We start from the raw sequence: 12,747 nt of genomic DNA on the forward strand, positions 1-12,747 counted from the left end.
AGCTCTCTCGCCACCTATACAGGCAGGACTGTCCGAACAGGTAGGCATTACGCTTTGCTCCAGGCGAGATGACGATATTTGATAGAATAATCAACTAAAAATATAATTTTCATTATTTGCAAAACTCAAAACAATTAGTAACTTACTTGGGTTATCTACACCAAATATTTGATGGAAATTATACATATAAGTGCCGAGTGTTACCCTGTTGCAAAAGTTGGTGGTTTAGCTGATGTAGTAGGGGCCTTACCAAAATACCAGAATAAATTAGGCCACATAGCCAAAGTGGTTGTGCCTGCGTACGATACCAAATTCATCCGCGAAAATGAATTTGAGGTTACCTATGATGCCTGGGGAAACTATGGGAATCACCACTTTCAGTACCGTATATTAAAAGAAAAGACCAATAAACTGGGTTTTGATTTATACCTGGTTCATATTCAGGGTTTAACTGACCGCCCTAATGTATATGGTTATGGCGACGATACGGAAAGATTTATGGCTTTTCAGATTGCCGCACTTGACTGGATTGTACAATGGGAACATCGCCCGGATGTAATTCACTGTCATGATCACCATACCGGTTTAACGCCGTTTATGGTTTCAAATTGCATAAAATATAATCCGATACGCGGTGTGCCAACTGTTTTAACCATTCATAATGCGCAATATCAAGGACAGTTTGGGTGGGATAAATTGTACTATTTGCCCGCATTTGATTTGTGGAAGGGTGGTTTACTGGGATGGGATGATGCTATAAATCCTTTGGCATCTGCCATTAAATGTGCCTGGAGGGTAACTACGGTTTCGCCGACCTACCTGGAAGAAATGATGGGGCAGGCACGTGGACTGGAAAGTTTATTAAGACAGGAACGTTGGAAATCTGTCGGCATATTAAATGGAATCGATAACGAAGTCTGGAATCCTGAAACAGACCCCATGCTAAGCAAAGGTTATCAGTTAAAAACAGTTGAAGCTGGAAAATTAGCAAACAAAAAAGCACTCTGTGATGTTTTTCAATTAGATTCATCTAAGCCCCTGTTTACTTTTATCGGAAGATTGGTTGATGAAAAAGGTGCTGATATCTTACCCGACATTTTTTATACTGCTCTACAACAGCATGGTGATAACATCAATGTTCTGGTTTTAGGCTCGGGAGATAGTTGGGTGGAAGGGAGGTTAAACCAATTGAAGGATTTCTTTGGCGGCAGATACAATGTTTATATCGGTTACAATGAACAGGTTTCGCATCAGATGTATGCCGGTGCAGACTTCCTGATCATGCCATCAAGAGTAGAACCTTGTGGCTTGAACCAGCTTTATGCCTTGCGTTATGGTACTGTTCCCATTGTGCGCAGGGTAGGTGGGCTGAGAGATACTGTAATTGACATTGGCGAGAATGGTTTCGGGATCTGCCACGATCAAACGAGCATTTGGGATGTTACACATTCGATTAACCGCGCAGTTGGATTTTACAATGATAAAAAAGCCTTTAAAGCTGTAAGAAAAACCATGATGAAAATTGATCATTCGTGGGATAGGGCAGCCTTGAATTATATAGAATTATACCAAAATTTAAAATAAGCTTAAGCATGACTGACAAAGTTTTAGGCGTTATCCTTGGCGGTGGCCAGGGCTCTAGATTATCGCCACTCACACAAACACGTTCTAAACCGGCAGTTCCGATAGCTGGTAAATACCGTTTGGTAGACATTCCAATCTCGAACTGTCTCAATTCGGGTATCCACCGTATGTTTGTGTTAACGCAGTTTAATTCGGCATCACTTAACAAACACATCAAAAATACGTATCATTTTAGTCACTTCAGTACGGCTTTTGTTGATATTCTGGCGGCAGAGCAAACGGTACAAAATTCTGGTTGGTTTCAGGGCACTGCAGATGCTGTACGTCAATGTATGCATCATATCGTCTCTCATGAATTTGATTATATTTTAATCCTTTCCGGTGACCAACTTTACCAGATGGATTTTAAAGATATGATCGAAAAACATATCGACGCTGCCGCAGAAATTACCATTGCTACCATTCCGGTAACGGCGAAGGATGCAACTGATTTTGGTATTTTAAAGGCTGATGAGGAAAACATGATCACTTCTTTTATCGAAAAACCTAAAACCGGTTTGGAGGATTGGGTTTCTGATACGGGTGAAGAAATGCAAGGAGAGGGACGTAACTTTCTGGCATCGATGGGTATCTACGTTTTTAATCGCGATTACCTGATCAATATCTTAAACGAAAACGAGGAGGAAAAGGATTTCGGTAAGGAAATTTTACCAAGAGCCATTACAGAGAGTAGAGTTCTAAGCTATCAGTATGAAGGGTATTGGACTGATATTGGTAACATTTCATCTTTCTTCGAAGCCAATTTAGGCTTAACGGATGAAATACCTAAATTTAACATGTTCGATAGCAATCATGCTATTTTTACCAGGGCAAGGATGTTGCCACCATCCAAAATTTCGGGTACTACTTTAGATAAAACCATTATTGCTGAAGGCTGTATTATTCAGGCCAAAAAGGTAGAACATGCTGTTTTGGGGATCCGTTCGAGAATTGGAAAAGATACGGTAATTACTAATGCCTATATTATGGGTAGCGATCGGTACCAGACTCTGGAAGAGATAGAGGAAGAAAATAGTAAGGGAAATTCTTTAATTGGTATCGGCGATCGTTGTTTTATCAATAATGCCATTATTGATAAAAATTGTCGTATTGGTAACGATGTTAAAATTAATGGAGGTGACCATTTAGAAGATGGGGACTTTGAACTTTACGCTGTTAAAGATGGTATAGTAGTCATTAAAAAAGGAGCAGTAGTACCAAGCGGTACAGTGATTTAGAAATATTGTCATTCTGCGTTTAACGAAGAAATCTTTCCAGACCTTACAGGTTTCAAAAACCTGTAAGGTCTTTTCAAAACCATACCTTTCCAAAAAAAGCTGACCTTTCGTTATACTAAATAGACTTCGCGTTTTCGAAAAGCTGTGAGGTTTAGAAGTTAGAAGGTCTTTTTCTTTTTCTACCAACATTTTTCCCATAAGCTTGTTAGTACATAAACAAAAAACAGTTTATGACCGATCAGCACCTTTATCAAACAGGAATTATAGGAAATTGCGCTTTCATTGCCCACGTAAATAAAAATACCGATATATCCTGGCTCTGCTGGCCACGCTTTGATAGCCCATTTGTATTTGGAAGTTTATTAGATGAAAAAAAAGGCGGCGAATTTTCGATTTTGCCACAGGGCGAATTTACTTCTCATCAATATTATATTGAAAATACCAATGTTTTGAGGACAGAGATTACCACTGAAGATGGAAAATATCGGATTACCGATTTTGCACCACGTTTTCATTTATACGATCGCTATTTTAAACCGCTGATGTTTATCAGAAAGGTTGAACCTTTAGAAGGCAACCCGCGCATTACCATTAAGTGTGAGCCGGTTTGCGACTATGGAAAAGGTAAAATGAGATCGAGCAGGGGAAGCAATCACATTGACTATCTGGGTTGTGATGAAAATATCCGCTTGAGCACAAACGTTTCACTGACCTATATTTTCGACGAAAAAGCTTTCGTATTGAATGAGCCTAAATATCTAGTGATGACCTATGGTCAAAATTTAGAAGCCCCCATAGTTAGTACAGCCGAAAATTTTTTAAGGGAAACCATTTCTTACTGGCGCTTATGGATTAAACATTCATCAATAGCTGGTTTTTATCAGCCATTCGTAATCCGATCAGCCTTGGTGCTTAAAATCCACCAATACGAAGATACAGGTGCCATTATAGCTGCAAGTACTACCAGTTTGCCAGAATCGCCAGGCAGCACAAGAAATTGGGATTACCGCTATTGCTGGCTTCGCGATTCGCACTATGTACTCACATCTTTAAATCATATCGGCCATTTCGAGGAAATGGAGCGGTATTTTAATTACCTTTCTGATATTTCGCGTGCTGAAGATGTACGTTACCAGCCCTTATATGGTATTGCTGGCGAAAGACAAATCACGGAGCACACACTTGATCACCTGGAAGGTTACAAAGGAGAACAGCCGATCCGGATAGGAAACCAGGCTTATGAACATATCCAGAATGATATTTATGGTCAGGTTTTAATTTCTATGTTGCCTCTTTATACCGATCACCGGTTCGTATTTTCGGAACGTGGCGATTCTGTTAAATGGATTGAAAGTGTACTTTCTAAAATTGAACGCACCATTGATGAAAAGGATGCCGGAATATGGGAATTCAGAAATATTGCCAATGTACATTGCTATAGCAACCTTTTCCAGTGGGCAGGTGCACAGGCGGCTTTGAAAATGGCAAAAACCATTGGTAATGAAGATTTCGAGAAACGGGCAAAGATTCTGATTGACAAGGCTTCAGCACATATAGAGGCCTGCTATGATCCTGAAAGAAAAGTATATACCAATGCAGTAGGAAGCCCACATTTAGACGCCAGTACATTACAGTTGATTATGATGAATTATTTAGATCCTGCTTCGGACAGGGCAAAGGATCATTTAATTGCGTTGGAAAAAGAACTGAAAACCGAAGATGGACTTTTTTATCGTTATCTGCATGCTGACGACTTTGGTAAACCAAAAACCACCTTTTTAATCTGCGCTTTTTGGTATGTGGAGGCTTTAGCTTGTGTGGGCCGTACTGATGAAGCGATTAAAGAGTTTGAAAATATCATAAGATACTGTAACCACCTGCTATTGTTCAGCGAGGATGTTGATGCAAAAACTGGTAGCCAGTGGGGCAATTTCCCGCAAGCTTATAGTCATGTAGGTTTAATGAATGCGGCTTATCGCATTGCAATTAAACTGGACAGACCAATATTTTTGTAAGATCGTAAAAGTATCGTCATCTCGACTGGAACGCAGTGGAATGCCCGCCTGTGCGGACAGGCCTGCCCGTACAGGCGGGGAGAGATCTATCTTAAAATATTTTTCTAATAGATTTATTTCTTGACTGCGTTTCGCTCCGCTCGAAAAGACGATATCTTTCGTAAGAAATAGGTCTGTTAGGATACAGACCTTCGTATTGGATTAATAGATTTGGACGAAAAATCTGCGGAAATCATATTGCATCTGCGGGATTTCTTTTTAAAATGATAGTTAAAAAAGGTCTGTGGGGACACAGACCTTGGCATCATGGTATTAATTGACTACATATTTATTAACCCCGCTCTACAAACTCTTCTTTTACCAAACTCCAAAGTAGCTTTCTCACTTCTCTAAAATCATTTAGGTAATACTTTGCTTCCGAAATGTTATTGCCCACTTTTATGGTGAAAGCATCATCTGGCAATACTTTGAAAATGTCTTCGTCGGTATGGTCGTCGCCTAATGCCAGAATGAAATCAGGGTTTTTATCGTACAACCAGTTTAAAGCTGCTTTTCCTTTATTAACTTCTATATTTTTAAACTCGATAACTTTATTACCTGGCATCAACTGCAGGCCTTTATCAGCAGCGAGGATTTTCATGTGGCTCACAATTTCATTGGCCCGTAAATCACCTAAGCCCTCTTCTGCTTTTCGGTAATGCCATACCAATGAATAACTTTTTTCTTCAATAAACGACCCCGGGGTACGGTCAGTATAGGTTTCCAACAAAGTTTTTATTTCCTGTTTCCATTGGTCAGTAAGCAGAGGGAGACTGTTCCATTTATCTCCATAAGACTTTTGCCATGCACCATGCTCGGCAATGAGGTCAACTTTTAAATGGCCAAACCATTGTTCCAGTGTTTCGTTCCTCCTTCCGCTGATAATCACTACTTTATTGGCATGATCAAGGGTTAGGTTTTCTATCAAATCATAAAGTTCATCATCAGGAGACGCATCATCAATGTTCCCGGTAAAGTCTACCAGGGTGCCGTCATAATCTAAAAATAGAACCCTATCGGTTGTTGTCGCATATTTAGCAGCAATTACTTCATTAATCGAATTTACTGCATGTTTGGTTAATAATGATTTTTGAGAATCTTTCACTTCGTTTAATCTTAAAATAAAATTGTTAACCCAATGTTTAACGTTAAATTTTTCTACTATTGCCCGCATGGCTTTCATACGTTGCTGTTGTTTTTCCAGAGGCATTTTTAATGCAGTTACAATCGCTTCCATAATGTCGCCTATATTGTTAGGATTAACAATAAGGGCATCAGTTAGTTCTTTGGAAGCGCCTGCCATTTCGCTTAAAATCAATACACCATCTCCGCGATTTCGGCTGGCTACATATTCTTTACTCACCAGGTTCATCCCATCGCGCATAGGTGTAACCAGGCAGATGTCGGCCGATGAATAAAGGGCCGAAAGTACTTTAATAGGAAAGGAGCGGTAAAAATAATTTACAGGAATCCAATTAATGGAGCGGTATCTTGCATTCAAATTTCCAACAAACTGATCAATCTGATCTCTTAACTCACTATACTGTGGCACGGTATCCCTTGAAGGGACCACAATCATGAAAAGTTCTATTTTTCCAATATATTCTGGATGGTCCTGAAGTAGTAATTCCATGGCTTTCAACCTTTCGAGTATGCCTTTACTATAATCTAAACGGTCGATAGAGAGGATTACTTTCATCTCTTCTTTGCCAGTCCTGAAATAATCGATTTCATTTTCTACTTTCTCTGTGGAAGGTAGGTTTGAAAATTTATCAAAATCAATTCCCATTGGGAAAGCTTCTATCACAATTTGCCTTTCATGGCTGTTGAGTACGTTTGACGACGAATTTACAGGTAGCAAACGTGTGGCTGTACTGATGAAATGACGGACATCATCGTAGGTGTGGAAACCAATCAGATCGGCACCTATAAGGCCATTTAACAATTCTTCCCGCCAGGGGATAAGCCTGAAAATCTCGTATGATGGAAAGGGAATATGCTGGAAAAAGCCGATGGTGGCATTTGGGAGTTTCTCTCTCAAAATACCTGGTAAAAGGAGCAATTGATAGTCTTGAATCCAGATTTTATCCTTTCTACCTAATACCTGCATGGCGCTTTTTGCAAATTTCTCATTAACGGATTGGTAACAATCCCAATAGCTTTGCTCGTAATGGGCATAGGTAACCAGATAATGAAACACAGGCCATAATATTTCATTTGAAAAGCCTTCGTAATATAAGTTGATTTCGTTTTGGGTGAGAAAAACCGGAAAAAGGTTTAATTCGGAAAGTTTTTGGGTAACTTCTTCCTGACGTTCTTCCGGAACCTCGATTCCGGGCCACCCAATCCAGATGGAATTGCCTGATTTGTATACATCGCCAAGGCCGGTGGCAAGGCCGCCTTCGCTGGGAATAAATGTGTATTCGTTATTCTCTTCAATGATCTTAACGGGGAGTCTGTTCGATATTATAACTGTCTTCATGCTCTTATTTGATGTATCTATATCATTAAAAGCATTCTCAAATTGGTTTTGTTTGAATTTTTAGGTCAAAAAAACATTCAGATGATTAAACATAGTTAAATACTAAGGAAAAGGTTGTACCACTTTCAGGAGTAGAAATTACTTCGATACTTCCCCTATGCATCTTCATAATGTTGCGGCTAATGGTTAATCCTATTCCCGATCCGTTTTTCCTGGTGGTATAAAATGGAACGAAGATTTTTTCCAGATCATCAGTTTCTATACCTTTTCCATTATCGGTAACATCTATATATAGTTTCGTGTTTTCTAAACGGTAATTTACATTAATATAAGGCATATCCTTATCTTCAACCGCATAAATACTGTTGGTGATAAGATTAATCAACACCTGTTCTATTAATTTAAGATCCAGCTGAATGGTGATTTTTGATGAAGTCTGTTCTACATCCAGCACTACATTTTTAACTTTTGCAAATGGCTGCATCAGTACTTTAATGTGCTTCAATATTTCTCCAATGGTATGCGCCTCCAGGTTAGGTGTAGGGAGTTCAGCAATTAAGCGGTAATCTTTTACAAAATCCAATAAACCGGATGAACGCCTTTGAATGGTATGTAGCGCTGTTTTGAGGTCGTCCATTTCGTCTTCTGTCAAATCCTTTTTATCAGTTACCATTTTATTAATCGTATCCGATAATGAGCTTATAGGCGTGATGGAATTTAAAATTTCATGCGAAATCACGCCGACTAACCTGTTCCAGGCTTCTGTTTCTTTTTGCTCAATTTCGTCCTTAATGTTCTGGAAGCTGATGATAATGTAGTTTTTGCCATAAAGGTTTACAGGAATCACCTCAGTAGATAACTGGATCAGTTTGTCCTGAATTTTGAGTTCCAGAAACCGCTTTCCACCTGATAAAATCTGCTCTATTTCGGTTCCAAATACTGGGAGATGCTGTTTTAACCGATGCCAGTATTTATAGGCCGGTACACCTAAAAGATTAGAAGCGGCCTGATTGAAAAAGGCAATTTCATCATCTTTTTCCGCTGTTGTATTGCTCACTACAATTACACCAACCGGAACCTGTTCTAAAATGGTTTTGATGAGCTGAAACATGGCTTCCTGTTCCAATCGGATCTGTTTATGTACTTGTAAAATATCACCAAATGACTCGTATAATTCCGGGAAACTGCCTTTAGTTGTTTTGTTTTTGAAGTTTAAAGTATGATCTCTCGTTTTTACGGCCAAAATGAAACGGTTAATATCCGACCGGATTTGATTGATATAGTAGTAAAGAGATATGATTGTACCCAACAAAATCAGTGCGACACCTATGATGGTAAACCATAGCTCAGTGTTTTTGATGAGATAAAACAAGAGGTAACCCAGCAGATTGATGATCAGCAGGCGGAATATTAAACGGAAGGTAAAGCGTTGGTAGAACATAGTTAAGGTTTAGGGATTAAGGTATAAGGTTTAGGGCTAATAATGGTCTTTTTTACCTTATGCCTTACACCTTATACCTCAAGCCTTTCTCAGATTCCAAATTTTTCAATTCTTCTATAAAGTGCCGCACGGGTTAAACCTAGTTCTGCTGCAGCTTTTGATATATTTCCTTTATGTTTATCGATGGCTTTTTGCACCATCATTTTCTCCATATCCTCCAAAGCCATTTCATCTGGCAGGGCATTGTTCTGCGTGTAGCGATGTGGACTTAACTGCAGATCATCATCCGTGATATCGGTTCCATCGCTCATTATTACGGCTCTCTCTAAAACGTGCTGTAACTCCCGTACGTTGCCCGGCCATTGGTATTTCAATAATGCTTCCTGGGCCTTACTGTTTAGTTTTTGTACGTTTTTATGATATTTAGCACTAAAAACCTGCAGAAAGTGGTTGGCCAAAAGTAAAATATCTTTCCCACGTTTACGTAATGCCGGCAATAAAAGTTCAACCGTATTGATGCGGAACAATAAATCCTGTCTGAATGTGTTTTTTGCTACCATTTCATTCAGTGGCATATTAGTGGCGGTAATGAGGCGTACATTTACTTTACGTTCTTTGCTTTCGCCCAAGCGCGTAACCGTGCGGTTTTGTAAAACACTTAATAGCTTGGCCTGAAGTGGCAAGGTTAAATTTCCAATCTCATCTAAGAAAATGGTCCCTCCATCGGCCAGCTCAAAGCGGCCAGGTTTATCTTCTTTGGCGTCAGTAAACGCACCTTTGGCATAACCGAATAACTCACTTTCAAATAAATTTTCATTTAACGCACCTAAATCAACATGCATAAATACCTGGTTTTTCCGTTGCGAATTTCCGTGTATCTCATAGGCAAAAACCTGTTTACCCGTTCCGTTTTCACCCAGGATGAGTACATTAGCATCGGTAGGGGCTACTTTTGAAAGGGTATGCTGTAATTGCTTAATTTCATCGGCCTGACCAACAATATTCTCGAAGCCTCTTGTAAGATCTTTTTGAAGCGAAGAATGTATTTTTTCCAGCTTTTTAACTTTTCTGGTTGATTCACGAAGTTTTGATGCCGATGAAATGGTAGCAAATAGTTTTTCATTTTCCCAGGGTTTAAGAATAAAATCGGTAGCACCTTTTTTTATGGCTTTTACTGCCAGTTCAACATTCCCGAAAGCAGTCATTAGTATCACGACATAATCTTTATCGATAGATAAAATATGTTCTAACCAATAAAGGCCTTCTCTGCCATCACTAGCCCCTTTTTGATAATTCATATCAAGCAAAATGATGTCAATTTCATTTTTGCTCAATAAAACATTAATTTCTTTAGGCGATTTGCACGTAATTACCTGCTTTACCTGTTGCTTTAAAAACAAACGGGCACTTAACAGGATATCGTCATCATCGTCGATAATTAAAACTGTGGCATCTAACATAACCTTGCCTTATTTAGTTAGCATCTATTATTTTCTTGCTTATTCGATCTTTCTATCAATTATTGAAAGGAATGAGCAAATTTAATAAAACTGTCCGCTCCCGCACATTAACTGTCCGATATTGAACATCTGAAAAATAAAATAATCATTTGTGTGTTGATAATCAGGTTGTTAAATGTGTGTGTGGCTTTTGGCACAGGCTTGGTTATTAACCTGCCAAAGCAGTATACCAAACAATGGATAAGAAAATAGAGAAAAAAAGATTTAGCACTAAAACCCTTTTAATGATAGGAGGGGCAATTGCTTTTGTGGCAATTGTAATTTATGGCTATACTTTGTCCCTCAAAAAAGTTTATAGTGCCGATGCAGACAAATTGACTATTAGTAAAGTAGAATATGGTGATTTTGAAGATGTAGTGCTGTTAAATGCCAGTGTAGTTCCTTTAACATCGGTAATTGTGAGTTCAGCGGAAGGTGGAACAGTTGCTGAGATTTTTACGGAAAATGGGGCATCTGTAGTAAAAGGCACGCCACTGCTGCGGATTGCAAATTCGAATGCCATATTGGGTTATACCTCACAACAAACTGCCGCTACCGAGCAGATTAATCAATTGCGTAAATCGAGGTTAGATTTGGAACAGAACCAAAGGATCCTGAATCAGGACGTATTGGACGTGGAAAACAATTTGCGTACGGCAACTCGTCAGTATCGATTGGATAGTGCACTTTTTGCCAAAAAGGTAATTACGCTCCAGGAGTTTAACAAGTCTAACCAGGATTATGAATATTATCAAGGTAAATTGAAAATTGTACGTCAGGCTATAAAACAGGAAAATCAAAGCCGTAAAATGCAACTTGCCCAAATTGATCAATCGATGGGACAGATGAATGAAAGTTTAGAGATGATCCGCAAGAATATTGAAAATATGACAATTAAAGCTCCGGTTTCTGGCAAACTTTCGTCATATGATCCGGTAATCGGTAAATCCTATAATGCTAACGAAATGATCGGAAAGATAGACGTATTGCAAGGTTACAAATTACAGGCAGGAGTTGATGAATATTATATCAATAGGGTTAAAGAAGGACAAACAGCCAACTGTGAATTTAATGGTAAGACTTATAATTTAACCGTAAGTAAAGTAATTCCTGAGGTTACGTCAGGCCAGTTTCAGGTTGAAATGGTTTTTAAAGGTGTAGCCCCTGAGGGTTTACGCCGTGGATTATCATTGCAAACAAAACTAACTTTGTCTGATAATAGCAAATCATTACTTCTTGCCCAGGGACAGTTTTTTCAGAGTACTGGCGGCTCCTGGGTTTTCGTGGTAAACAATGGAAAAGCGACCAAGAAAAATGTTAAAATCGGAAGGAAAAACTATTTGTATTATGAGATATTAGATGGGTTGCAAAAAGGCGACGAAGTAATTACTTCATCTTACGATCAGTTTAATCAATACGACCAGGTGGAGATTAATAAATAAGGGTTAGCGTTTGGAGTTGGGAGTTGGGAGTTGGGAGTTGGGAGTTGGGAGTTTTTTAAAAAATAAGTTTAAAGTTAACCAAAATATAATCAGGTCTTGATACTTGCTACTAAATACTTGCTACCAAGTACCTGATACTAAATACTTGATACTAAAAAGCTATGATAAAAATAGAAAATCTGGAAAAAGTTTATAAAACGGAAGAGGTAGAAACTACTGCACTTAACGGGATCAACCTTCATGTTGCAGCGGGAGAGTTTGTCTCCATCATGGGACCATCGGGCTGTGGAAAATCTACCCTATTAAATGTAATGGGTTTATTAGACAAGCCCGAAAGTGGAAGCTACAAATTTATCGATACGGAGCTTTTAACGCTTAACGATAGGGAGCGCTCAAATTTCCGTAAAAAAAATATGGGCTTCGTTTTCCAGAATTTCAATTTGATTGATGAGTTAACCGTTTTTGAAAACATTGAACTGCCCTTGATTTACAACAAGATCCCGGCTGGAGAGCGTAAGAAATTGGTAAATGAAATTATCGAGCGAATGAATATTGTAAACCGTAGTGGCCATTTCCCGCAACAATTATCGGGCGGACAGCAGCAAAGGGTAGCGGTAGCAAGGGCTTTGGTTACCAAACCGAAACTGGTTCTGGCCGATGAGCCTACCGGAAACCTGGACAGCTCGCATGGTAACGAAGTAATGGAGTTGCTCTGCGAATTGAATGAAACCGGAACCACCATTGTAATGGTTACCCACTCCAGTCACGATGCAAGTTTCTCTAACCGGATTATCAACCTGAAAGATGGGCACGTGATATCGGAAAAAATAAATAAAAGCAGGAGTGAAGAATTGATATAGGGAGAGAAGGCTGAAGGTTTTAAGGTAGAAGGTCGATATGTCAACCTTTTACCCCCACCACCTTCCTACCTTCAACCTCAAAGAAGATTTTAGTTTAGTTAATAATAG

8 protein-coding genes are annotated in these 12,747 nt (G+C 39.0%); 5 read left to right on the forward strand and 3 right to left on the reverse strand.

Annotation, left to right across the window (positions count from 1 at the left end):
• The first annotated feature begins 171 nt into the window (after nt 1-171).
• The 3 genes from PGN18_RS19860 to PGN18_RS19870 all read left to right on the forward strand — a co-directional run bounded on the left by PGN18_RS19860 (nt 172) and on the right by PGN18_RS19870 (nt 4,876).
• Nucleotides 172-1,584: a glycogen synthase gene (locus tag PGN18_RS19860; RefSeq protein WP_335321319.1), complete on the forward strand. Its 1,413-nt coding sequence runs from the start codon at nt 172-174 to the stop codon at nt 1,582-1,584.
• An 8-nt stretch (nt 1,585-1,592) separates the two neighbouring features.
• A complete protein-coding gene (locus PGN18_RS19865) occupies nt 1,593-2,861 on the forward strand; it encodes a glucose-1-phosphate adenylyltransferase (RefSeq protein ID WP_335321320.1) in 1,269 nt (422 codons plus the stop codon).
• A 230-nt stretch (nt 2,862-3,091) separates the two neighbouring features.
• Nucleotides 3,092-4,876 (forward strand): glycoside hydrolase family 15 protein, encoded by a 1,785-nt coding sequence (locus PGN18_RS19870; RefSeq protein ID WP_335321321.1) that lies wholly within the window; start codon nt 3,092-3,094, stop codon nt 4,874-4,876.
• A 331-nt stretch (nt 4,877-5,207) separates the two neighbouring features.
• On the opposite strand, the gene PGN18_RS19875 is transcribed toward PGN18_RS19870, so the two are convergent.
• From PGN18_RS19875 to PGN18_RS19885, 3 genes are all read right to left on the reverse strand, one after another.
• Nucleotides 5,208-7,397, reverse strand: coding sequence for a bifunctional alpha,alpha-trehalose-phosphate synthase (UDP-forming)/trehalose-phosphatase (locus tag PGN18_RS19875; RefSeq protein ID WP_335321322.1), 2,190 nt, complete (start codon nt 7,395-7,397; stop codon nt 5,208-5,210).
• 85 nt (nt 7,398-7,482) lie between these two features.
• Nucleotides 7,483-8,838 carry a sensor histidine kinase gene (locus tag PGN18_RS19880; RefSeq protein ID WP_335321323.1) on the reverse strand — a complete coding sequence of 452 codons (1,356 nt, stop codon included), beginning with the start codon at nt 8,836-8,838 and terminating at the stop codon, nt 7,483-7,485.
• Nucleotides 8,839-8,927: 89 nt separating this feature from the next.
• Complete coding sequence (locus PGN18_RS19885; RefSeq protein WP_335321324.1) at nt 8,928-10,298, reverse strand: sigma-54-dependent transcriptional regulator; 1,371 nt, start codon at nt 10,296-10,298, stop codon at nt 8,928-8,930.
• Nucleotides 10,299-10,534: 236 nt separating this feature from the next.
• On the opposite strand from PGN18_RS19885, the gene PGN18_RS19890 reads away from it, so the two are divergent.
• Together PGN18_RS19890 and PGN18_RS19895 are read left to right on the forward strand one after the other, a co-directional pair.
• Nucleotides 10,535-11,779, forward strand: a complete 1,245-nt coding sequence (locus tag PGN18_RS19890; RefSeq protein WP_335321325.1) for an efflux RND transporter periplasmic adaptor subunit — start codon at nt 10,535-10,537, stop codon at nt 11,777-11,779.
• A gap of 161 nt (nt 11,780-11,940) precedes the next feature.
• Complete coding sequence (locus PGN18_RS19895; RefSeq protein WP_335321326.1) at nt 11,941-12,639, forward strand: ABC transporter ATP-binding protein; 699 nt, start codon at nt 11,941-11,943, stop codon at nt 12,637-12,639.
• Nucleotides 12,640-12,747 lie beyond the last annotated feature (108 nt).

This window comes from Pedobacter terrae (assembly GCF_036946585.1).
In the GTDB taxonomy this organism is placed as follows: Bacteria; Bacteroidota; Bacteroidia; order Sphingobacteriales; family Sphingobacteriaceae; genus Pedobacter; species Pedobacter terrae_C.